This is a genomic window from Nocardiopsis akebiae (genome assembly GCF_018316795.1).
Taxonomy (GTDB): Bacteria; Actinomycetota; Actinomycetes; order Streptosporangiales; family Streptosporangiaceae; genus Nocardiopsis; species Nocardiopsis dassonvillei.
The window spans coordinates 1,472,765-1,494,401 of the sequence record NZ_CP074132.1 but is presented as its reverse complement, the minus strand read 5'-3'; the positions used below and the strand labels follow the sequence as shown (position 1 = coordinate 1,494,401).

18 protein-coding genes are annotated in these 21,637 nt (G+C 74.0%); 8 read left to right on the top strand and 10 right to left on the bottom strand.

Annotated elements, in window-relative coordinates:
- Nucleotides 1-20 precede the first annotated feature (20 nt).
- The 3 genes from KGD83_RS06475 (at nucleotide 21) to KGD83_RS06465 (ending at nucleotide 4,467) form a co-directional block, all read left to right on the top strand.
- Complete coding sequence (locus tag KGD83_RS06475) at nucleotides 21-1,004, top strand: AAA family ATPase (RefSeq protein ID WP_212642976.1); 984 nt, start codon at nucleotides 21-23, stop codon at nucleotides 1,002-1,004.
- Nucleotides 1,004-2,308, top strand: coding sequence for a DUF58 domain-containing protein (locus tag KGD83_RS06470; RefSeq protein WP_212642975.1), 1,305 nt, complete (start codon nucleotides 1,004-1,006; stop codon nucleotides 2,306-2,308). The genes KGD83_RS06475 and KGD83_RS06470 overlap by 1 nt, the downstream gene beginning before the upstream one ends.
- 65 nt (nucleotides 2,309-2,373) lie before the next feature.
- Complete coding sequence (locus KGD83_RS06465) at nucleotides 2,374-4,467, top strand: tetratricopeptide repeat protein (protein WP_212642974.1); 2,094 nt, start codon at nucleotides 2,374-2,376, stop codon at nucleotides 4,465-4,467.
- Between the two features lie 9 nt (nucleotides 4,468-4,476).
- Here KGD83_RS06465 and KGD83_RS06460 read toward each other — a convergent pair whose 3' ends face one another.
- Together KGD83_RS06460 and KGD83_RS06455 are read right to left on the bottom strand one after the other, a co-directional pair.
- Nucleotides 4,477-4,656 carry a DUF397 domain-containing protein gene (locus KGD83_RS06460; protein ID WP_212642973.1) on the bottom strand — a complete coding sequence of 60 codons (180 nt, stop codon included), beginning with the start codon at nucleotides 4,654-4,656 and terminating at the stop codon, nucleotides 4,477-4,479.
- 99 nt (nucleotides 4,657-4,755) lie between these two features.
- Nucleotides 4,756-5,760, bottom strand: coding sequence for a stage II sporulation protein M (locus tag KGD83_RS06455; protein ID WP_212642972.1), 1,005 nt, complete (start codon nucleotides 5,758-5,760; stop codon nucleotides 4,756-4,758).
- Nucleotides 5,761-5,922: 162 nt separating this feature from the next.
- Between KGD83_RS06455 and KGD83_RS06450 the strand changes: the two genes are divergently transcribed.
- Together KGD83_RS06450 and KGD83_RS06445 are read left to right on the top strand one after the other, a co-directional pair.
- On the top strand, nucleotides 5,923-6,780 hold the full coding sequence (locus KGD83_RS06450) for an RDD family protein (protein WP_212642971.1): 858 nt from the start codon (nucleotides 5,923-5,925) through the stop codon (nucleotides 6,778-6,780).
- 58 nt (nucleotides 6,781-6,838) lie between these two features.
- Nucleotides 6,839-7,105: a type II toxin-antitoxin system HicB family antitoxin gene (locus tag KGD83_RS06445; protein WP_212642970.1), complete on the top strand. Its 267-nt coding sequence runs from the start codon at nucleotides 6,839-6,841 to the stop codon at nucleotides 7,103-7,105.
- On the opposite strand, the gene ahcY (KGD83_RS06440) is transcribed toward KGD83_RS06445, so the two are convergent.
- Both ahcY (KGD83_RS06440) and ahcY (KGD83_RS06435) read right to left on the bottom strand, forming a co-directional pair.
- Complete coding sequence (ahcY, locus tag KGD83_RS06440) at nucleotides 7,081-8,343, bottom strand: adenosylhomocysteinase (RefSeq protein WP_212642969.1); 1,263 nt, start codon at nucleotides 8,341-8,343, stop codon at nucleotides 7,081-7,083. The genes KGD83_RS06445 and ahcY (KGD83_RS06440) overlap by 25 nt on opposite strands.
- Nucleotides 8,344-8,573: 230 nt before the next feature.
- Nucleotides 8,574-10,010, bottom strand: a complete 1,437-nt coding sequence (gene ahcY, locus KGD83_RS06435; RefSeq protein ID WP_212642968.1) for an adenosylhomocysteinase — start codon at nucleotides 10,008-10,010, stop codon at nucleotides 8,574-8,576.
- A gap of 345 nt (nucleotides 10,011-10,355) precedes the next feature.
- Here ahcY (KGD83_RS06435) and KGD83_RS06430 point away from each other — a divergent pair, with 345 nt between their 5' ends.
- Nucleotides 10,356-10,766: a MerR family transcriptional regulator gene (locus KGD83_RS06430; RefSeq protein ID WP_212642967.1), complete on the top strand. Its 411-nt coding sequence runs from the start codon at nucleotides 10,356-10,358 to the stop codon at nucleotides 10,764-10,766.
- A gap of 95 nt (nucleotides 10,767-10,861) precedes the next feature.
- The gene (locus tag KGD83_RS06425; RefSeq protein WP_212642966.1) at nucleotides 10,862-12,007 is read left to right on the top strand and encodes a hypothetical protein; all 1,146 of its coding nucleotides are present in this window, start codon (nucleotides 10,862-10,864) and stop codon (nucleotides 12,005-12,007) included.
- Between the two features lie 28 nt (nucleotides 12,008-12,035).
- Here the strand turns inward: KGD83_RS06425 and KGD83_RS06420 are convergent, their stop codons facing one another.
- From KGD83_RS06420 to KGD83_RS06405, 4 genes are all read right to left on the bottom strand, one after another.
- Nucleotides 12,036-13,403 carry a serine/threonine-protein kinase gene (locus tag KGD83_RS06420; protein ID WP_212642965.1) on the bottom strand — a complete coding sequence of 456 codons (1,368 nt, stop codon included), beginning with the start codon at nucleotides 13,401-13,403 and terminating at the stop codon, nucleotides 12,036-12,038.
- Between the two features lie 141 nt (nucleotides 13,404-13,544).
- Nucleotides 13,545-13,721, bottom strand: a complete 177-nt coding sequence (locus KGD83_RS06415) for a Trm112 family protein (RefSeq protein ID WP_013154764.1) — start codon at nucleotides 13,719-13,721, stop codon at nucleotides 13,545-13,547.
- A 49-nt stretch (nucleotides 13,722-13,770) separates the two neighbouring features.
- Nucleotides 13,771-15,132, bottom strand: a complete 1,362-nt coding sequence (locus tag KGD83_RS06410; RefSeq protein WP_212642964.1) for a phosphomannomutase/phosphoglucomutase — start codon at nucleotides 15,130-15,132, stop codon at nucleotides 13,771-13,773.
- Nucleotides 15,133-15,283: 151 nt separating this feature from the next.
- A complete protein-coding gene (locus KGD83_RS06405) occupies nucleotides 15,284-15,685 on the bottom strand; it encodes a DUF3499 domain-containing protein (protein WP_150252010.1) in 402 nt (133 codons plus the stop codon).
- A 271-nt stretch (nucleotides 15,686-15,956) separates the two neighbouring features.
- Here KGD83_RS06405 and KGD83_RS06400 point away from each other — a divergent pair, with 271 nt between their 5' ends.
- Nucleotides 15,957-16,352, top strand: coding sequence for a metallopeptidase family protein (locus KGD83_RS06400; protein WP_013154767.1), 396 nt, complete (start codon nucleotides 15,957-15,959; stop codon nucleotides 16,350-16,352).
- A 35-nt stretch (nucleotides 16,353-16,387) separates the two neighbouring features.
- Here KGD83_RS06400 and KGD83_RS06395 read toward each other — a convergent pair whose 3' ends face one another.
- Together KGD83_RS06395 and KGD83_RS06390 are read right to left on the bottom strand one after the other, a co-directional pair.
- Nucleotides 16,388-18,022 carry a DUF5719 family protein gene (locus KGD83_RS06395; protein WP_212642963.1) on the bottom strand — a complete coding sequence of 545 codons (1,635 nt, stop codon included), beginning with the start codon at nucleotides 18,020-18,022 and terminating at the stop codon, nucleotides 16,388-16,390.
- A 93-nt stretch (nucleotides 18,023-18,115) separates the two neighbouring features.
- The gene (locus KGD83_RS06390; protein WP_212642962.1) at nucleotides 18,116-21,514 is read right to left on the bottom strand and encodes a glycosyltransferase family 2 protein; all 3,399 of its coding nucleotides are present in this window, start codon (nucleotides 21,512-21,514) and stop codon (nucleotides 18,116-18,118) included.
- Nucleotides 21,515-21,637: the final 123 nt, after the last annotated feature.

The window sequence follows — 21,637 nt, the reverse complement described above, 5'->3', positions numbered from 1 at the left end:
TCGAGAGAGGTAGACGGCACGTGAGCGCCTTCACACCCGAGGCACTGCCATCAGCCGACGAGGCGCGCGCGGCCCTGGTCGCCCTGCGCCGCGAGGTGGCCAAGGCGGTCGTGGGCCAGGACGAGACGGTGACCGCGATGGTCGTGGCGCTGCTGTGCCGCGGCCACGTGCTGATGGAGGGCGTGCCCGGCGTCGCCAAGACGCTGCTGGTGCGCACCCTCGCGGCGGCGCTGTCCCTGGACCACAAGCGGGTGCAGTTCACCCCGGACCTGATGCCGGGCGACGTGACGGGCTCGCTGGTCTACGACCAGCACACCGCGAAGTTCGAGTTCATGGAGGGGCCGGTCTTCACCAACCTGCTGCTCGCGGACGAGATCAACCGGACCCCGCCCAAGACCCAGGCCTCGCTGCTGGAGGCGATGGAGGAGCGCCAGGTGACCGTGGAGGGCAGGCCGTCCGCGCTGCCCGACCCGTTCATGGTGGCCGCCACCCAGAACCCGGTGGAGTACGAGGGCACCTATCCGCTGCCCGAGGCCCAGCTGGACCGGTTCCTGCTCAAGGTGACCGTCCCGCTGCCCGAGCGGGCGGCCGAGGTGGAGATGCTGGGCCGCCACGCGGCCGGTTTCGACCCGGGCGACCTGGCCGCGGCCGGGGTCAGCGCGGTGGCGGGCGCGGCGGAGCTGCGCGCGGCCCGGCTGGCCGTGGAGCGCGTGCGGGTGGCGCCCGAGGTCCTGGGCTACATCGTGGACCTGTGCCGGGCCACCCGGCAGTCGCCGTCCCTCCAGCTGGGCGCGTCCCCGCGCGGCGCCACCGCGCTGCTGCGCACCAGCCGGGCGTGGTCGTGGCTGTCGGGCCGCGACTACGTCACCCCCGACGACGTGAAGGCGCTGGCCAAGGGCACGCTGAGGCACCGGATCTCGCTGCGGCCCGAGGCCGAGCTGGAGGGGGCGACCACCGACGGAATCCTGGACGGTGTGCTCGCCTCCGTCCCGGTGCCGCGCTGATGGTGGTCACCGGCCGGGCGGTGCTGCTGGCGCTGGCGGCCACGGTCGCGGTGGCGCTGTCCGGCCTGATCGGCGCCGGGGCCGCGGCCGCGGCCCTGGGAGTGCTGGCGGCGCTGCTCGCCCTGGACGTCGTGCTGGCGGCGAGCCCCAAGGCGGTGCTGCTGTCCCGGGAGGGCGACACGTCGCTGCGCCTGGGCGACCCGGCGACGGTGTACGTGACCGTCGCCAACCCCACGCGGCGGGGACTGCGGGGGTCGGTGCGCGACGCCTGGCCGCCGAGCTCGCACGCCGCCCCGCGCAGCCAGCCGCTGCGGGTACCGGCCGGGGAGCGGCGCCGGGTGAGGACCGTCCTGACCCCGACGCGGCGCGGCGACGCCCGGGCCGCGGGCGTGACCGTGCGCAGCCTGGGGCCGCTGGGGCTGGCGGGCAGGCAGCGGACGCTGCCCGCGCCGTGGACGGTGCGCACGCTGCCGCCCTTCCACAGCAGGCGCCACCTGCCGGGCAAGCTGTCCCGGCTGCGCGAGCTGGAGGGGCAGCACACGGCGATGGTGCGCGGGCAGGGCAGCGAGTTCGACTCCCTGCGCGACTACGTGCCCGGCGACGACGTGCGCTCGATCGACTGGCGGGCCACGGCCCGCGGCGACGGGGTGGTGGTGCGCACGTGGCGGCCCGAGAGGGACCGGCGCATCCTCATCGTGCTGGACACCGGGCGCACGTCGGCCGGGCGGGTGGGCGACACCCCGCGCCTGGACCACGCCATGGACGCCGCGCTGCTGCTGGCCGCCCTGGCGGGCAGGGCGGGAGACCGGGTGGACTTCCTGGCCTACGACCGGCGCACGCGCGCGCAGGTGCGCTCGTCGGGCAAGGGCGGCCAGCAGGTGGGCCGGATCGTGGAGGCCATGGCCCCGCTGGAGGCGGAGCTGGTGGAGTCCGACCCGGCGGGCCTGGTGGGGACCGTCCTGGGCACGCAGGGGCGGGCCCGGCGGCTGGTGGTGCTGCTGACCGACCTGAACGCGGCGTCGCTGGAGGAGGGGCTGCTGCCGAGGCTGCCCGTGCTCACCTCCCGGCACCTGCTGCTGGTCGCCGCGGTCAACGATCCGGCGGTGGAGCTGATGGCCGCCGAGCGGGGCAGCGCGGACGCGCTGTACCGGGCGGCGGCCGCGGAGCGGACGCTGGGCGAGCGGCGCCGGGTGACCGCCGAGCTGCGCCGGATGGGCGTGGAGGTGGTCGACGCCGACCCCGAGCACATCGCGCCCGCTTTGGCGGACGCCTACATCAACCTCAAGGCGCAGGGCAGGCTGTAGGCCCGGGCCTCCCCGCCCTCACCCTCCGGGTGCCGCCCGGACGGGGCGGCGCCCGGACGTGCAGTATGGAGGGCATGGTCCCTCCCCCCGAAGCCCATGACAACGCCTCCACCGGCGCCGTCCACGGCCAACTGCTCCAGGTGCGCGACATCCACGGCGGCGTGACCCTCCACGCGCCCGCTCCCGCGCCGCCGCCGCTCGCCGACGTGTCCCTGGACCCGCCGCGTCCGGCGACGGCCGTACGGGGACGTGGGGAGCTCCTGGAGGCCCTCGGCGGGGCGATGGAGGCCGGTGCGCCGGTTCCGCACGTGCTGACCGGGCCGGGCGGGTTCGGCAAGACCACGGTGGCGGCGGCGCTGGCCGAGCGTGCGCGGCGCGACGGGTGGACGGTTTTCTGGGTGCGGCCCGGGAGCGTGGCGTCGAGCATGGTCGAGGCCGCCGTGGAGGTGGGCGGCTCCCGGCAGGAGGCCGAACGGGTGAAGGGGGCGCGGCGCCAGGCGGCCCGGTGGGTGTGGCGGCACCTGGACGCGGCGGCGCGGCCGTGGCTGCTGGTGATCGACAACGCCGACCGGCCCGAGGAGCTGGACCCGGAGAACCGGCCCGGTGACCAGCTGGGGTGGATGCGGGCGAGTCCGGGCGGGTTCGTGCTGGTGACCAGCCGGGTGGACGACCCCGCGCAGTGGGCGCCCGCGCGGGTGCACCGGATCGGGGAGCTGGGGGGATCGGCGGCGTCCGAGGCGCTGGCCGACCACGCGGGGGCGGGCGGTGCGTCCGGGCTCGCGGGCGCGGAGGAGCTGGCCCGGAGGTTGGGCGGGGTGCCGCTGGCGCTGTCGCTGGCCGGGCGGATCCTGGCCACGCACCGGGTGCTGTTCCCGGACGCGCACGCGCTGTTGGCGCGCCTCGGCGAGGGCGTCGGGGCCCTGGACGAACTGGCTGCGCCCCTGGTCGGAGGCGTCGGAGCGGAGCGGGGGCTGCTGTCGGGGGTGTGGGAGCTGTCCCTGCGTCTGGTGGAGGAGCGCGAACCCAGGGCGGCGCCGCTGTTGAAGCTGTTGGCGGTGCTGGGTCCCGACGCCGGTGAGGTTCCGCTGCGCAGGCTGCCGCTGTCGGAGCTGGACGGCGGGGTGCTGGGCTCCCCGACCGACGCGGACCTGGCCAGGGCGGTCAACGCGCTGGTGGTGCACGGGCTGGTCTCGGTCGTCTCACCGCGGGGGGAGGCCGCGCTGCGGCTGCACCCGCTGGTGTCGGAGACCGTGCGCGCGGGGTTCACAGAGGCGGACCTGGGGCTGGTGGACGAGGCGGAGCGGCTGCTGGCCTGGAACCGCGACCGGGACCTCCGGTTCGAACTCAGGGTCCTCTACGAGATCGTCCGGCTGCGTAAACGTCTGCACTCCCACGACGAGGGCGCGGCCACGGTGACCGTGGGGAAACTGGCGGTGGCCACAACAGCCGTTCATCGAAAGGCATTCGTTTCTCTTGTGGCGGCTGCCCGAGCGCTGCTCCGCCTCGGTGCCTTTGAGGAGGCCGAAGAAACCCTCTCCGCCCTGATGGCGTTCGCCGAGAAGCAGTTCGGCCGGTACGACCGCGCTGTGTTCTCGGCCAAGCACTACCTCGCCGAGTCCCGGCTGTACCAGGGCCGGGTGGAGGAGGCGGACGAAGCTTTCCGCGCTCTGCACGAGGACAGGAGCAGGGCTCTGGGACACGAGCACGTCGAAACCCTGGATTCCCTCTACCAACTGGGCCTGATCGCACTCAGGCAGGAGCGTTGGAGCGAGGCAGCGGCCACTTTGGAGGAAGTCGGGGAGACACGGGTACGCGTTGCAGGGGAGGAGGACCCCCTGGCTCTGCTCGCCTTGCAGAACAGGGCGTACGCGACCATGCGCCAGGGTGACCCCGCCACGGCTGAGGTCGGGTTCCGGCGTGTTCACGCAGTACGGCGACGTGTCCTGGGCGCCGACCACCACATGACGGCTGACGCCGCTTTCTATGTGGCCAGAGCCGCCCAGGAAAAGGGTGACGCCACCGCAGCTCTCAGAGGATTCACCGAGGTCCTACGGGTCTGGATCATGCAACTGGGACAGGAACACCCGCAGGTGGCCATGATCGAGCAACGCATCACAGAGGCCAAGGAAATGATCGAACGAGGGGAAGCATCCTCGTGACGGGCATTCTCAACTGCGGGTCGTCGTAACCAAGAAAGCCATCCATTCCGGCGCCGCGAACTCGATAGGGCCCTCCGGGCGTCGCGAGTCACGAACTCGAACTTCGGCGGTGCTGACGGTGACCTCTAAACAGCACGTCTCAGCAGCGCTGTGACTGCTCTTGAACCAACGCGGGGATTCGATCTCCATATCCCGGATGATGGCACCGCACCGCCCACCGGAACAGCCGGTGACCGCAGGCGGCCACGCCCCCGGTCCTCGGCCCTCCGCGCTCGCGGGGACAGGCCCTCAGGCCACCGGGACGGCGGCGGGGGCGTTCTCCAGGTCTCCGGTCTCGCCCTCCTGGTAGGCCTTCTTCCCCACCGTGAACACGTAGACCAGGAACAGCGCCTCCGCCAGCACGCCGATGCCCAGCGCCACCGGGATCGGGATGACCCCGGCCGCGGCGTTGCCGGTCACCACGCCCTCGATGATCCCGGAGACGAACAGCACCGCCACCAGTCCCAGGGCCACCGCGATGGCGGCGCGCCCCTCCTCCCCCAGGGCGCGCATGCGGGTGCGGTCGCCGGGCGCGATGATCGTCCACCCCAGCTTGAGGCCCACCCCGCCCGCGACGAAGACGGCGGTCAGCTCCAGCAGCCCGTGCGGCAGCAGCAGACCGAAGAACACGTCGCCCTGGCCGTGGGCGAGCATGATCCCCGCGGCGACGCCCACGTTCACCGCGTTCATCAGCAGCACAGCCAGGGTCGGCAGCCCCAGGGCCACGCCGTAGATGATGGCCTGCGCCGACACCCACGCGTTGTTGGTCCACACCTGGGCGGCGAAAGAGCCCCGGGGGTTCTCCATGTAGTAGTTCGCGAAGTCGTGGTCGACGTACTGGGCCATGAAGTCCGGCGTACCCAGGGCGTGCAGCACGTCGGGCTCGGACACGATCCACAGGGCGGTGACAGCCGCGATCGCGACCATGCCCGCGCTGGTACCGATCCACCACCACCGCAGCCGGTACAGGACCGCCGGGAAGACGCGGGTGAAGAACCCGCCGACGTCGCGCCACGCGGAGGCGTGCGCGCCGGTCACCGCGGAGCGGGCCCGGGCCACCAGCGCGGACAGCCTGCCCACCAGCGCCGGGTCCTGCCCGGAGGAGCGCACCACCGACAGGTGGGTGGAAACCCGCTGGTAGAGCTCGACGAGTTCGTCGATCTCCTCACCGTCCAGCGAGCGGCGCCCGCGCACCAGTCGGTCCAGCCGTTCCCACTCCGGGGCGTGTGCCGCGGCGAACACGTCGATATCCACGCAAGGAACCCTATCCGTTTCGCGCTCGGCCAGGTTCCGGCGCCGGTTCGCGGGCCTACCGGTCCCGCCCGTCCGGTGCGCGCTCCCGACTCCGCTGCGAACAGCCCTCCCGTGTGCCGGGTAATGTCGGGACGACGGTTTCAGACAGCCCCGAGGGAGCGAGTGCTGGTGTCCTATCCCGGCAACGGCGACGCCCGCGCCGACGTGTACGGCGTGACACCTCTGGTCACGGGTGACGCCGTGGTCCTGGACCTGCGTCCGGCCGGTTTCGCCACCAGGGCCGCGGCTCTGGCCATCGACGCCCTGGTCCAGGTCATCGCCCTGATCGCGCTGAGCGTCCTGGTCACCTGGATCGGCAGGGACTTGGACCCCGCGATCACCGCGGCCGTGTCGCTGTCGAGCGTGATCCTGATCCTGGTCGGCTACCCGGCCGTCTTCGAGACCGTCTCCCGGGGGCGTTCCCTGGGCAAGATGGCCCTGGGCCTGCGCGTGGTCGGCACCGACGGCTCCCCCGAGCGGTTCCGTCAGGCGCTGGGCCGGGCGCTGGCCGCGTTCGTGGAGGTCTGGCTGACGAGCGGTGTGGTCGCGCTGATCACGTCCATGATCAACCGCGACGGCCGCCGCGTGGGCGACTTCGTGGCCGGGACGATGGTGGTGGAGGAGCGCGGCGGCAGGCCGCGCGAGGAGGTCGTCCCGATGCCCCCGCACCTGGCGGCCTGGGCGTCCGGGACCGAGCTGTCGCGGCTGTCCCCGGAGACCGCGGCGGCGGCGCGCCAGTACGTGCTCCGCTACGGGGAGCTGGCCGAGCACACCCGCCACGAGATGGGCGTCCGGCTGGCCGACACGGTGGCCGCGCAGATCAGCCCGCCCCCGCCGCCGGGGACCACACCGCCCTACTTCCTGGCCGCGGTGCTCGCCGAGCGCCGGCGCCGCCACGAGGCGGCCGTCCAGCGCGCCCAGCCCGGGTACCCGCAGGGCGGCCCCCAGCAGCAGTGGTACGGCCCGCACTCCTCCCGGTGAACCACGGACAGGATCGGTGAAGCGTCCTGGAGCAGGCGGCTATCGCATGGAGGTAGCGGTGAGCACGTTCGCGGTCGTCATCGAGCGGGCCGGGGACGGCGGATACGGAGCGTGGTCCCCCGGCCTGCCCGGTCGTGCGGCTTTGGGACGGACCCGAGCCGATGCCCTGGAGGAGATGGGCGAGGCGGTCAGCGGGTGTCCGGAGGTGCTCCGGGAACGGGGTGAGCCGGTTCCCGCCCCGGCGGCGGTCGCCGCGACCGAGCTGAGCGCAAGGCGGCCGGTCGTGCGCGGGACCGCCCGTCAAGCGTGCCAGGAGCGCAGGTAGGCCTCCTGCCCGGGGGTGAGCGCGTCGATGCGCACCCCCAGAGCGGCCAGTTCGAGCCGGGCCACCTCGGTGTCGGTTTCGGCGGGCACCTCCACCACGCCCGGCTCCATGCCGGAGGCGTTGCGGGCCAGCCAGGCCGTGGTCAGGGCCTGCACGGCGAAGGACAGGTCCATCACGGCGGCCGGGTGCCCCTCGGCGGCGCCGAGGTTGACCAGGCGCCCCTCGGACAGCAGGAGCAGGCGGCGCCCGTCGGCCAGCACGTACTCGTCGGCCTGCTCGCGCACGCCCCGGTTGACCTCCACGGCCCGGCCCTCCAGGGCGTTCAGGTCGATCTCCAGGTCGAAGTGGCCGGAGTTGGCCAGGATCGCGCCGTCCTTCATCAGGTCCAGGTGCTCGGCGCGGACCACGTCGCGGTTGCCGGTGACGGTGACGAACACGTCCCCGGCGGGGGCCGCCTCCTCCATGGTGGTGACGGTGTAGCCCTGCATGACCGCGTCCAGGGCCTTGACCGGGTCGACCTCGGTGACGACCACGCGGGCGCCCATGCCGCGGGCGCGCTCGGCCAGGCCGCGACCGCAGTAGCCGAACCCGGCGACCACGACCGTGCGCCCGGCGAGCAGCGCGTTGGTGGCCCGCAGGATGCCGTCGATGGTGGACTGGCCGGTGCCGTAACGGTTGTCGAACATGCGCTTGGTCGCGGTGTCGTTGACGGCGACCATGGGCAGCCGCAGTTCGCCCTCGGCGCTCATCCGGCGCAGCCGGATCACGCCGGTGGTGGTCTGCTCGCAGCCGCCCAGCACGCCGTCGAGGAGGTCGGGGCGGGCCAGGTGGGCCGTGTTGACCAGGTCGCACCCGTCGTCGAGCAGCAGGTGCGGCCGCGATTCCAGGACCGTGACCAGGTTCCGGTCATAGGCCGCCGGGTCCATTCCGGCCCAGGCGTGGACCGAAACCCCGTACTCGGTGACCAGGGCGGCGGCGGTGTCGTCCTGTGTGGACAACGGGTTGGACGCCGCCAGCCACACGCTCGCGCCGCCCGCGCGCAGGGCCCGCAGCAGGTTGGCGGTCTCGGCGGTCACGTGCAGGCACGCCGCCACGCGCAGGCCGTCCAGGGGGCGTTCGGCGGCGAAGCGCTCGCGCACGCTGCGCAGCACCGGCATGGAGCGCTCGGCCCAGTCCACGCGGCGGACCCCGGCCCCGGAGAGGCCGAGGTCCGCCACCTGGTGGGAGGGGAGTGTCATGTGCTGCCCGGCTCCTGCTCTCTCGGTCGGCTCGACCCTGGGGGTTGCGTTCGGGCGCCCACCGGGTTCCGGAGGTGCCGGAGGCGGGTTCGTGAGGAACGGGCGAACCCGCCTTAGGCGCCGAGGGTTCCTGTTCTCCGGGCGCCCGAACAGGGAAGGGGCTCCGGCCGCAGGCCGTCCGTTGGGGGTGGTGGCGGGCGAAGCGGAGCGGAGCCCCGGGTAAACGCTGCCTAGTAGCGGTAGTGGTCGGGCTTGAAGGGGCCCGCGACGTCCACGCCGATGTAGGCGGCCTGCTCCTTGGTGAGCTGGGTCAGCTTGACGCCGAGCGCGTCCAGGTGCAGCCGGGCGACCTTCTCGTCGAGGATCTTGGGCAGCGTGTAGACGTCGGTCGGGTACTCGTCGGGCTTGGTGAACAGCTCGATCTGCGCGATGACCTGGTTGGTGAAGCTGTTGGACATCACGAAGCTGGGGTGGCCGGTGGCGTTGCCCAGGTTGAGCAGGCGGCCCTCGGAGAGCACCAGGACGGACTTGCCGTCGGGGAAGGTCCACTCGTGGACCTGCGGCTTGATCTCCTTCTTGACGACGCCGGGGACCCTGGCCAGGCCCGCCATGTCGATCTCGTTGTCGAAGTGGCCGACGTTGCCGACGATCGCCTGGTGCTTCATGCGGGTGATCTGGTCGGCCATGATCACGTTGAAGTTGCCGGTGGTGGTGATGAAGATGTCACCGGTCTCCAGGACGTCCTCCAGGAGCGTGACCTGGTAGCCGTCCATGGCCGCCTGGAGGGCGTTGATGGGGTCGATCTCGGTGACGATCACACGGGCGCCCTGGCCTCGCAGGGCCTCGGCCGCGCCCTTGCCGACGTCGCCGTAACCGCACACCACGGCGACCTTGCCGCCGATGAGCACGTCGGTGGCGCGCATGATGCCGTCCGGCAGCGAGTGGCGGATGCCGTACTTGTTGTCGAACTTGCTCTTGGTGACCGAGTCGTTGACGTTGATCGCGGGGAAGGCCAGGGTGCCCTCGCGGCGCATCTCGTACAGGCGCAGGACACCGGTGGTGGTCTCCTCGGTGACGCCCTGGATCCGCTCGGCGATCCGGGTCCACTTGGTGGCGTCGCGCTCCAGGCTGGCGCTGAGCAGGCGCAGCACGACGCCCATCTCCTCGCTGTCGGCGCTGTCGGGGTCGGGGACCGCGCCCGCCTTCTCGTACTCGGCACCCTTGTGGACGAGCATGGTGGCGTCGCCGCCGTCGTCCAGGATCATGTTGGGGCCCTCGGCGCCCGGCCAGGTCAGCGCCTGCTCGGTGCACCACCAGTACTCCTCCAGGGTCTCGCCCTTCCAGGCGAAGACCGGGACGCCCTTGGGGTCCTCGGCGGTGCCGTCGGGGCCGACGACGACCGCTGCGGCGGCGTGGTCCTGGGTGGAGAAGATGTTGCAGCTGACCCAGCGCACCTCGGCGCCCAGGGCGACCAGGGTCTCGATGAGGACCGCGGTCTGGACGGTCATGTGCAGCGAGCCCATGATGCGCGCGCCCCGGAGGGGCTTGCTCTCCCCGTACTCGGCGCGGGTGGCCATGAGGCCGGGCATCTCGTGCTCGGCGAGCCGGATCTCGTCGCGTCCGAAGGCGGCCAGGGAGAGATCGGCGACCTTGAAGTCGAAAGCCATGCGTTCCTCACTCGTGATGGTCGTGGCGCACTCGATTCTAGGGCCGCGACCGGGACTGCCGTGCGAAATTGACATTTCACTGTCAGGTTCGCGCGCTTCGGTGGGGAGGTTCGGTTGGGGCGCGTGCCGTCAACGTTGCCCGTCGCGAGGGGGCACTGCGCGCGGAGCGCGTCGGTTGAGGGTGGTGGGGGGCGACGGGCGGGAGTACCCGGTGCGGCTCTCGCAAGGCCGAAGAGGGAGTCGGCCCGGGGCTGGCTGTCGACTGATGGGAACTCAGCGAGAGTTGTGCCGGGTACGCCGCGCAGCGGGGTGTGTGTCCGCGGCATATGCCCTAAGGTCGCGTGCATGGCCGCCCTCGACGACGATCCGACCCCCGCCGACCTCCGGCCGCGCGGCCCCGTGCCCATCTCCGCGGCCGCCGAACGCGTGGGCACCACCGCGCGGATGCTGCGCTACCGCGAGGGCCTGGGCCTGCTGCCCCGCACCCAGGAGCAGCCCACCGGGCGCGGGCACCGGCACCGCCGGTTCACCGAGGAGGACCTGCGCACGATCGCGGTGGGCCTGGAGCTGGAGCGCGAGTTCGACATCCCGCCCGCCGCGCTGGCCTTCGCCCTGCGGGTGCTGGCCGAGCCCGAGGTGCTGGCGCGGGTGCGCGCGCACGGGGAGCGGCTGGGCAGGCTCGCCGCGGCGCCCGCCCGCGCACTGGACTTCGAGAAGCAGAAGGCGATGCGGCTGCTGCACGGCCGCCGCCCCTGAACACCCCCGGTTTACGCTCCGACGCGTCCGGTAGCGGCCACAGGTCGGGGCCCGCGACAGGTTTTGGCCAACTGCCCACTGGCTACGGAAGACACGTGGATACCCTACGTTGCGGTGCGGACCTGGACCGGGTGCCGGCCCTGGTGCGCGAGGAACTCATGGACGTCGACCGGCTGCGGGCCATCTGGGCCCAGCACCGGCAGAGTCAGCCCCGGCAGGCCCGGGACGCGGCCCGGCGCGAGCTGACCGGCCGCCGGGTGCGGGCGCTGGGCGGCGGGCCCGCCCTGGAGGAGCTGGTGGTCTCCGCCGCGGCGGACGGGGCCTCCGGGCGCCAGTTCACCGCCGCGTTCGTCCTGGAGCTGGCCGAGCGCGCCAGGAACCTGCCCGAGGACTGCCCCGCGCGCTCCCCCCAGCACCCCGTGGACTCCGAGCAGGCGCTGCGGCTGGCGCGGGCCGCCTCGGTGCCCGCCCATCCGGTGGTGCGCGCCGCCCAGACCTACGCCGAGGGCGTGGCGGTGCTGGCCGAGCTGGATCCCGAGCGCCCCGAGGGCACGCACGCGTGGGCGCTGCCGTGGCTGCTGGCGTCCCTGGTGCTGCGGCGGGCGGACTTCCCGCCGCTGCTGCCCGACCCCCTGGCGCCGCCGTGGAGCGGACACGACGCCGACGAGCGCCTGGCCGGGATGGTCCGCCACTTCGCGCGCCTGGTGACCGGCACGCTGCTCGACGAGCTGAGCTGGACCCCCGACCACGTCCCCGAACCCCGCTCCCCCGTGACGCCGCTGGCGGCGGTGACGCGCCGCCGCGTCCTGGACTACGTGCGCTCGCGCCGCAGCTCGCTGGCCATGATCCTGCGGGCGCTGGACCCCGGGGCGCGCACGTCGGTGTACTCGGGCGGTTCGGACGACTCCGAGCCCGGGACGGCCTCGGAGGCGGTGGTGCGCAACCTGCTCACGCCGGGGGCCCCGCACTGGTGGACGGCGCTGGAGCTGACGGTGGGCGGGGCGTCCCTGTCGCTGTTCGTGGTGGTCCAGGAGGTGGGCCGCCCCCGGACGGGGGTGCTCGCGGTCACCGCGGACGCGCGCCTGACCACCCCGGAGGGGGAGCGCGACGCGCTGGGCATGTCCGGCACCGACAGTGTGATCGTGATGCCCACGGACTGCGTGGACGACCGCTGGCCCCAGGTGCGCGACCTCGTGGACGAGGCCGTGTCCCGGGCCATGAACGAGCTCACCCGCGTGTGAGCGGTCGGTGCCGCCGGCGGCCCGGCGGTCAGCCGCTGATGGCCAGCAGGAGCAGGATCAGCAGCAGGATGACGATGGTGATGAGCACCGCCGGGATCACCCAGCTCTGCTGGAGCACCGAGTTCTGCTCGACGGGGCGCGGCATGGGCTGCTGCGCCCCGGGGCGGGCGTAGGTCTGGTTGGGGTTCATGCCCGTGAGCATGGGGTTGCCGCCCGCGTGCAGGCCGTGGGGCATGCCGGGCGGCGGGGGCGGGTAGGCGGGGGCGCCCGGGCGGGGGTTGGAAGTGCCCGGGTGGCCGGGGACCCCGGGCCTGGGGTTGGATGTGCCGGGGTGGACGAAGCCGTGGCGGGGGTCGGAGCCCATGGGGTGCCCCGGCATACCCGGACGGGGGTTGGCGGCGCCGGGCTGCGCGTACCCGGCGGCGCCCGCCTGCGGGCCGCTGTGCGGCTGCTGGGGACCCGTGTGCGGCTGCTGCGGCCCGGTGTGCGGCCGGTAGGGCGTCTGGGCGCCGGTGAACAGGCCGGTCTGGGCGATCTGCTCGCCCTGTTTGACGGCGTCGTCGGTGGAGGGGCCGGAGGCCTCGGGGCCCTCGTGGCCCAGCAGGCGCATGAGGAGCGTCTGGGCGTTGGGCCGGTTGTCCGGGTTCTTGTCCAGGCAGGACTCGACGATGGGGCGCAGGGCCTCGTCCATGTCGGTCAGGTCCGGGGGCGCGCTGACCACGCGGTGGACGACCGCCGGGACGGTGTCGGAGCCGAACGGCGCCCGTCCGGTGGAGGCGAAGGCGATGACGCAGCCCCAGGCGAAGATGTCGCACTTGTCGGTGATGCCGCGGCCCTCGATCTGCTCGGGCGCCATGTAGGAGGGCGTACCGACGATCGAGTTGGTCATGGTGGCGGTGCCGTCGTCGATCCGGGCGATGCCGAAGTCGATGACGCGGGGACCGTCCGGGCCGATCAGCACGTTGCCGGGCTTGAAGTCGCGGTGGACGATGCCCGCCTTGTGGATGGCGACCAGGGCGGTGGCGGTGGTGATGGCGAGCCGCTGGAGGGTGGAGCCCTTCTGGGTGGTGCCCTTGGCGATGGTCTCCTGGAGGTCCTTGCCCGGCACGAACTCGCTGACCACGTAGGGCGGGTCGCCGTCGAGCCGGGCCTCGATGATCGCGGCGGTGCAGAAGGAGGCGACCTTCTGGGCCGCCCGGACCTCCTTCTCGAACCGCCTGCGCAGGTCGCTGTCGCGCGACCACTGGTCGTTGAGGACCTTGACCGCGTACTGCTCGCCGCCGGAGTCCTCGGCGAGGTAGACGATTCCCTGGCCGCCCTTGCCCAGCCGCCCTGTCACGCTGTACTCGCCGAACGAGGAGGGGTCGCTCGGCAGTAGCGGTTCGGGACCGGGCATCGGTGTCCTCCGGGAGATAGGGGTGAGGGGGCGCGCAGCACCAGGGTACGGGTTGCGGGGAACGCGGTGGTGCGTCCCGTCGTGCCCCGTTACCCCGGCGCAACCGTTATGACTGCTGGAACGCCCGGGGCGTTCCCGGTCTCACCCGATTTTTCGCGCCTCGTCGACCAGCAGGACCGGGATGCCGTCCCGGATGGGGTAGGCCAGGCCGCTCTCGTCGCAGACCAGCTCGTCGGTCTCGGGGTCGTGGCGCAGCGGGGCCTGGCTCTGCGGGCAGGCCAGGATCTCCAGCAGCCAGCCGTCGATCTTCGTGCTCATGTCCTCGTTCCTCTGCAATGGGGTGTCCCTCTGCCCCCATGATGCCTGGTCAGGCGCGGACGATGGCCAGGACCTCGTCGCGCAGACCGGCCATGGACGCCTCGTCGGGGGCCTCGACGTTGAGCCGCAGCAGCGGTTCGGTGTTGGAGGCGCGCACGTTGAACCACGATCCGTCGGGGAGGGAGACGGTCAGGCCGTCGAGTTCGTCGACGGTGACGCCGTCCCGCCCGGCGAAGGCCTCGCGTACCGCGGCCATCCGCCCGGGGGCGTCGGCGACCTTGGAGTTGACCTCGCCGGACCCGGCGTAGCGCGAGTAGGCCTCGGCGATCCGGGAGAGGGGGCGGTCTTCGTTGCCCAGCACCCGCAGGACGTGCATCGCGGCGAGCATACCGGTGTCGGCGCGCCAGAAGTCGCGGAAGTAGTAGTGGGCGGAGTGCTCCCCGCCGAAGATCGCGCCCGTCTCGGCCATGGTGGCCTTGATGAAGGAGTGCCCGACCCGGGTGCGGACGGGCTCGCCGCCGTTCTCGCGGACGATCTCGGGGACGGCCTGGGAGGTGATGAGGTTGTGGATGATCGTGGCGCCCGGCTCGCGCTCCAGTTCCTGGGCGGCAACCAGGGCGGTGACGGCCGAGGGCGGGACGGCGTCGCCGTTCTCGTCCACGACGAAGCAGCGGTCGGCGTCGCCGTCGAAGGCCAGGCCGATGTCGGCTCCGGTCTCGCGGACCTTGGCCTGGAGGTCCACCAGGTTGTCGGGGTCCAGGGGGTTGGCCGGGTGGTTGGGGAAGGTGCCGTCCAGCTCGAAGTAGAGGGGGACGACCTCCAGCGGCAGGCCCTCCAGGACGGCGGGGACCGTGTGGCCGCCCATGCCGTTGCCCGCGTCCACCGCGACCCTGAGCGGGCGGATGCCCGAGAGGTCGACCAGTTCGCGCAGGTAGTCGGCGTATCCGGCCAGCAGGTCGCGGTGGGTGACCGTCCCCGCGGGGCCGTCGTGGGCGGGCGCTCCCCCCTCCAGGATCTCCTCGGCCAGGCGGCGGATGTCGTCCAGGCCGGTCTCGCCGCTGATGGGCGCGGCCCCGGCCCGGCACATCTTGATGCCGTTGTACTCGGCGGGGTTGTGGCTGGCGGTGAACATGGCGCCGGGCATGTCCAGGCGGCCCGAGCCGTAGTAGAGGAGGTCGGTGGAGCCGAGCCCGGCGAAGACCACGTCCAGGCCCTGGCCGGTGACGCCCTCGGCGAAGGCGGTGGCCAGCTCGGGCGAGGAGGGGCGCATGTCGTGGGCGACCACCACGGCCTCCCCGCCGACCACGCGGGCGAAGGCGGCTCCGATCGCCCGGGCGGTGTCGGCGTCGAAGGTGTCGGGGATCACGCCCCGCACGTCGTATGCCTTGAAGATGCTTGCGAGGTCAGCCACGTCTTCTCCGGCCAGGTCGGTCCTGCTTGGGTTCGGTCCCGCGCGGCCGGGCCGCGCGCGGTACAAAACTAGCAAGGCGTCCCCGCGGACCCCCGCACCACCGCCGGTTCGGGCCCGGGCCGGCTCCCCGCCGCGGCTGGGGCGGCGCCGTCTACCCGCCGGAGTGCCGGGGGGGCTGCTGTTCGCCGCGCCCCGGATCGGATCTGACCACGCGCAGGTGCCCCCGGCGCAGCGTCTCGGTCCCCTCACCGATCTCGTCGGATGGGTCCTTGCGGGCAGGCGGGCGGGCCGCCTCACGTACGGCGTCGGCGAGGGCCTCCAGGTCGTCGCTGCCCGGGCCGCCGCCGGACGTCTCGACCGGGAGTCGGACGACCTCCCAGCCGCGCGGTGCCGTCAGCCGGTCGGCGTGCACGGCGCAGAGGTCGTAGCAGTGCGGTTCCACGTAGGCGGCGAGCGGGCCGAGGACGGCCGTCGAGTCCGCGTAGACGTACGTGAGCGTGAAGACGGCAGGCTGTCTGCAGGCGGTACGGGAGCAGCGTCGAACAGGGCTCACAGCGTTCGACTGTATGCCTTTACTGAGGGACACGCCAGCATCGTTCCATGAGCTGGCCCGTTCGCGCTCGTCGGCGGCCTCCGCGCGCCGCCCCCCGAAGCCCTCCCGGGGGTCGGCGCACCTCCTCCGGCCCCTCCCCCGCCGCCGTCCGGCGGCCCGATCCCCGGGCGCGTGAGCGCTTTCGCCTCGGGAGGGACTACGCGCGGGGCCCGTGATGGCTTAGTCTCGAAGTGTGCGACGAGTGCGCCTTTCCAGTGGCCAACCAGACCGAGTGCGGCGCCGGGACCGCCGCGGCCGAGGCATCCGCGGTCCTCTCGTGCCCTCTGACCTGCCGGTTTTCCGTAGCCGAGCGCAGGCCTTCGACGACCTTGTCCTGGACGCCGTCGAACGCCTCGAACGCCTGTGGGCGCGGGAGCTGGCCAATGTCGACTTCCTCGTGGAGGACGTCCCCCCGGTGGAACCCCGCGGCCCCCTGACCGAGGCGATCCCCTTCTCCCGCCTGGAGACCGATCCCTCCGGCCGGGCCAGGATCGTGGTGTACCGGCGTCCGGTGGAGATCCGGACGAAGGATCCGGAGGAGATGGCCCTCCTGGTCCACGAGACGGTCGTCGAGGAGGTCGCCAACCTGCTCGGCGTGGAACCGGAGTCGGTGGACCCCGAGGGCTGAGCGGCCCGCGGCGCGTCGGCCCCCGGCCGGCGCTGCTAGGGGACGACCCCCACCATGCTGTCGCGTACCACCGGCAGTTCGGTCCGCACCGGCGCGGGCGTCAGCGGCAGCACGCCCAGGCCGTCTCCGCGGCCGCGCAGCACGCGGGCGACGTGGACGGGCTCGGAGCCGTCCAGGACCTCCAGACGGACAGCGTAGCCGTCCTCGGGCTCGGTGCCCGCGGGCGCCCGCCAGCCGTCGTCCCCGCCGAACACGGTGGTGGTCCCCGCGGCGACCCGCACGCGCACGGCGTCCCCCTGGGTCGCGTCGGCGCCGATGGGGGTGGCCATGAGCGTGGCGTCGCCCCCGACCGCGGTCAGGAGCAGCTCGGTGTCGGCGTCCGCGGGGACGTCGGGCAGGACCGCGGTGGTGTCCAGCGGGAAGCCGAGCGGCGGCACCGCGGAGGTGTAGGCCGCCTCGACCACCTCGACGTCGTCCCCCTCACCGGTGACCGCCTCGGCGGCGACACCGGCGACCACGGGTGCGTCCGCCTCCACCACGACAGCGCCGGGCTCCCCGGCCAGAACGGTCTCCAGGCTGAGCCAGGCGGAGGCGGCCGGGGGCACGCTGAAGGTCAGCGGGTCGTCGGCGGTCCCGGTTCCGCGTCCCTCCCCGTCGTCCTGCGGCGCCTCCTCCGTCCCGTCCCGCGGGGCCGGGGTGACGGTGTGCACGCGCACCTGGACGGGCTCGTCGCCCGGCGCGGCCACGTGCAGGCGGCGACGGCCGTCGCCGCCGGGGACGCCGGGGACCACGTGCTCGCGCGCGGGCGCGGCCGTGGGCGGGACCCAGTCGGCGGCGCCGGAGGAGTGCTCGGCGAGCAGGGAGGCCGCGACCCGCCCCGTGCTGGTGCGCACGTGGACCCCGACGGCGCTGGTTCCGCCGACCAGGTCGGTCAGGTCCAGTTCGGCCGCCGCCCCCGCGGGGAGGGCGATGCCCCTGCTCTCCTCGGAGTAGGAGGGGCCGCCCTCGGTGTAGACGTCCACGCTGACCGTGGCCCGGGAGTCCTCGGGGTTGGCCAGGTGCACGGTGAGCGCGTCGAGCCGCATGCCCTCGATGCCGTCGCCGCCGGGGAGGGCGAACCAGGTCCCGACGGAGGGTTCGAGGCAGCGGACCTCGGTGGCCGAGCCGTCGGAGATGGTGGTCTGGGCGGCGTCGAGTCCGGAGGCAAGGGAGCCCTGCGCGCGGACGGCGGTGGGGGCGCCGGCTCCGGCGGTGTCGGTGTTCCAGACGCGGCCGGGCTCGGTCAGCTCCTCGCCGACGGCGCGGCCCCGGGTGCCGTCCCCGCCGGTTCCACCGGCCTCGCCGCCCCCGGTGTCCTCGGACTCCCCGCCTTCATCGCCGCTCCCCGCGCCGTCCCCTTCGTCCCCGGTGGCCGCCGGGACCGTCTCGGCCCACAGCTCGCCCTCGTCGTCGCGGCTCACCCTCGGCGCGAACGCGGCCACGGAGCTGTCCCCCGACTCGTGCGGGGCGGGGCACACCCGCACCGCGTGGTCGGGCCGCACGGTCCCGGGCTCGGTGACGCCCAGCTCCGCGGTGATCGGTCCGGTCGCGAACGCGACGCCGAACAGCGCGGCCAGGGCCAGCGAGACCAGCCCGAACAGCGCGAACCGGTTCTCCACGATCAGTCGCACCGCCTGCTCCTCCCGTTCGGTACCGCGCGCCCGGCGTGCCCGGCCGTCCCGGTGCCCCCGTCCGCCGCCGCCCGGCGCGTTCTCCTGCCCCGGTCACCGGCCACGGCGCCGCTCCCCCCTGCGCACGCCCCGGGTGCCCCTGCGGCGGCCCCCGCCCCGCAGGGCGGGCAGCGCGCCGGTGTCCTCCCCGGACGCGGAGCCGGGTGGGACGCCGCCCTCCGGCGTGCCCGCCGCGGCGTCCCCGTCCGCGCGGCCGCCGGGGCCCTCTCCGCCGGGCCGGGCGCGTGCGCCCCGGCGCGAGGACGCCCGGGACCTCCCCGAACGCCGCAGCCGCTCCGGCCGCCGCGGGCGGGGGGTGGGAGTGGCCTCGATCAACCGCACCTCCTCCTCGGTCCGCACACCCGGCGCGGCCAGGACGGCGACCGCCGCGAGCAGGACCCCCTGCGTGAGCAGCCAGGCCGCGTGGACGTAGTCGGTGTGCCAGACGCGCAGTCCGCCGCCCTCCACTGGCAGCTCCCAGGCCTGGGTTCCGCTCCGGGTGGTGACGGGGTCCAGTTCGACGCCGTCCAGGCTGGCGCGCCAGCCGCCGTCGGCGGCCTCGGCCAGGGCGAGCAGCCGTCCGGTACCGCCGTCGGGGACCGGGGCGCTCACCTCGTCCGCGTCCCCGCGCACCGCGAGGACCTCGGCTCCGACGCCGTCCTCGGAGACCACCCGCAGCGCGCCGGTGGGGGCGGCCAGCCGCCAGAGCGCGTAGTGCCGCGACAGCGACTGCCGCTCCAGCCCCGGTGTGCCGTCCAGTGTGTCGACCATGGTGACGTCGGCGGGCCCGCTGATCTGCGGGCGCGGGTAGAGCACGTACTGGATGCCGAGGTCGGCCAGGGTGTACATCTGGTCTCCGCCCTGGCCCACGGTGAGTTCGGCCACGGCCCGGTCCATCACCTCGCGGACCCCGCGCTCGGGCACGAGCTGCTCCTCGCCCAGCCGGGGTTCGCGTCCGCGCACGACCAGGTAGTCCACGCCGCCCTCGCCGTCGGCGGTGACCACGAGGGTGCGCGGCCGGGTCTGCGCACCGTCGGACCCGCCGCCCTCGACGGTCCCTGCTCCGACCAGCGCGCCGGGGACGACGGGTTCGGCGTGCGCGGTGACCGGTCCCCGCACCCCCTCCCACATCCACACGCCCGCGGCGCAGACGGGGGTCGCCAGGGCGATCAGTCCCACGGCGAGGGCGAAGACCCGCCTCGGTCCGCCCAGGCGCACCATGTCACCGAAGGAGCGGGCGGCGGTCGCCGCCGACAGCAGCACCGCCGTGGCGGCGAAGGCGAGGGCCGCCCCGGGCCAGACCGGCGCCGGGGGGCCGCCGTAGTAGGGCTCGACGACCACTCGGCTGGTCAGGATGGCCAGGAGGATTCCGAACAGGGCGAGCGACCACCCCGCCGCGGCCAGCATCCGGTTGCGGAGCAGCAGGAGGGAGCACAGCGCGGCCACGGCGAACCCGGCCGTGACCCAGAACGGCGGCGTCCCGGGACCGCCCGGCGAGAGCATGAGCAACTCCTGCGGGGTGGCGCCCGGCGCCGACAGCTCGGGGCGGTGCAGCCCCGCCTCCAGCAGCCACAGGCTGGGATGCAGGAGCAGTTCGAGCGTCCACGGCATCAGCAGCACGAGCGGGACGGCCAGGCCCAGGGCGACGCTGACGTAGATCCGGCGGCCCAGGTGGCCGAAGGCGACGGCCACCAGCACGCCGGTGACCAGCGACAGGAGCCACACCATCGGCACGAACGCGGTGGCGACCGCCAGGACCAGGCCCACCCCCCAGGCCGCGCGGCGCGAGGGCTTGGGCGGCATCGACACCAGCCGCACCAGCAGCAGTCCCAGCACCGGCAGCAGGACGTGGACCAGGGCGGTGCCCAGTCGGCCCTGGGCGACCGCGCCCGTGGCCACCGGCAGCAGCGCGTAGGACGCGGCCATCCACAGGCGTGCGGGGCGAAAGCCCAGCACCTCGCGGGCGAGCAGGTAGGCGGTCAGTCCGGACAGGGGCACGCAGCCCAGCAGGACGATCGTGACGGCCAGCCAGGGCTTGCCCAGGGTGAGCGTGGACAGAAGGGCGAGCAGTCCGACGTAGGGCGGGACGGGGTCGCCCGCGCCGAGCCCGCTGTCCGGGCTGCCGGACAGGTACAGGTTCCACAGGTCGCCCGCGCCGCCCGCGACCGGGGGCAGGGCGCCGCCCGCCAGGAGGCCGCCCAGGAGCAGGGAGCGCTCGGCGACCAGTGCCACCGCGGCCAGGGCCAGGACCATCAGCGCCCCGGGCCGCAGGAGCACGCTGCGCACGAAGCCGACGGTGTCCGTGGGGATCTCGTCCTCGTCCTCGGCGGCGGGCGGCGCGGTGACGGCCTGGTGGCGGCCGGGGGTGTTGCGCACGGGTTCCCCGGACAGGATTCCGGTGAGCACGTCGTGGACCTGGCGCATGGCCACGCCGCGCGCCAGGAAGGGCCGGATGGCGCTGTAGGTGCGGCGGCGGTCGCGGCGGCGCCGGAAGCGGGCGCGCATCAGCCGGAGCGGCCGCAGGTAGACCAGGGTGATCGCGGCGGCCTCGTCCAGGGCGTTGGCGGGCTGCTTGATGAGCAGGTACCCCGCGACGCGCAGCAGCGAGGCCACGGAGTTGCGCAGCAGCGCGGCCACCATGCCGCCCACGGGCAGGTTGGCAAGCAGCACGAAGACGGCGTGGCGGCGGTCCACGCGGCGCGGGTGGTTGCGGGTGGCGGAGATGGGTCGGCGGCGCCGGGCGGAGGCCTCGGCGTGGTAGGCGACAGCGTCGGTGACGAGCACGGCGCGCAGTCCGGCGCCGCCCACCCGCCAGCAGAAGTCGATGTCGTCGCGGAACAGCGGCAGGGAGGGGTCGAAGCCGCCGAGGCGGTCCCACACGTCGCGGCGCACGAGCATGCCCGCGCTGGAGACCGCCAGGACCTGGCGTGTGCCGTCGTGCTGGCCGTGGTCGAACTCGCGCTGTTCCAGGCCGGTCTCACGGCGGCCCGCGCCGTCGATGGTCACGCCCGTCTCCACCAGGAGGCGGCGGTCGAACCAGTCGCGCAGTTTGGGGCCCAGGACGGCGGCTCGGGGGTCCTGGTCGGCGGCGTCCAGCAGGTGGGCGAGGGCGTCGCGGTCCGGGGTGAGGTCGTCGTGGATCAGCCAGATCCACTCGGTGGCGTCCTCGTCGAAGCCGCGTACGGCGCTGGTGGAGCGCGGCAGTTCCAGGGCGGCGCGTACGGCGTCGCCGTACCCGGTGTCGGAGGGCAGCTCCACGACGGCGTCGGCGGGCAGGAACCGGGCCAGGACCTCGGCGCTGTCGTCGGTGCTGCCGGTGTCGGCGGCGACGGCCCGCTGCACGGGCCAGGACTGGCCGCGCAGCGCCTGCATCGTCTCGGGCAGCCAGCGGGCGCCGTCGTGGGAGACGATGACCGCGGTGACGACGTGTCGGGCGAAATCCTGGTCAGGCACGGCTGTGGTGGGTTCTCTCCGGGAGGGGGCGCGGCCCCGATCGGGTCCGCGGGTCCGGCCGGGCGGGGCCGACGGGCGCGACCGCGCTCCGGACGCGGTCCGCGCGCGGGACGTCACGGCCGA

Bases quoted from the DNA above. Each gene is read 5' to 3' on its own strand.
- ahcY (WP_212642968.1), bottom strand. From the start codon at position 10,010: ATGGCTTTCGACTTCAAGGTCGCCGATCTCTCCCTGGCCGCCTTCGGA.
- KGD83_RS06420 (WP_212642965.1), bottom strand. From the start codon at position 13,403: ATGCCCGGTCCCGAACCGCTACTGCCGAGCGACCCCTCCTCGTTCGGC.
- KGD83_RS06465 (WP_212642974.1), top strand. From the start codon at position 2,374: ATGGAGGGCATGGTCCCTCCCCCCGAAGCCCATGACAACGCCTCCACC.
- ahcY (WP_212642969.1), bottom strand. From the start codon at position 8,343: ATGACACTCCCCTCCCACCAGGTGGCGGACCTCGGCCTCTCCGGGGCC.
- KGD83_RS06470 (WP_212642975.1), top strand. From the start codon at position 1,004: ATGGTGGTCACCGGCCGGGCGGTGCTGCTGGCGCTGGCGGCCACGGTC.
- KGD83_RS06460 (WP_212642973.1), bottom strand. From the start codon at position 4,656: ATGGAGATCGAATCCCCGCGTTGGTTCAAGAGCAGTCACAGCGCTGCT.
- KGD83_RS06415 (WP_013154764.1), bottom strand. From the start codon at position 13,721: ATGAGCACGAAGATCGACGGCTGGCTGCTGGAGATCCTGGCCTGCCCG.
- KGD83_RS06430 (WP_212642967.1), top strand. From the start codon at position 10,356: ATGGCCGCCCTCGACGACGATCCGACCCCCGCCGACCTCCGGCCGCGC.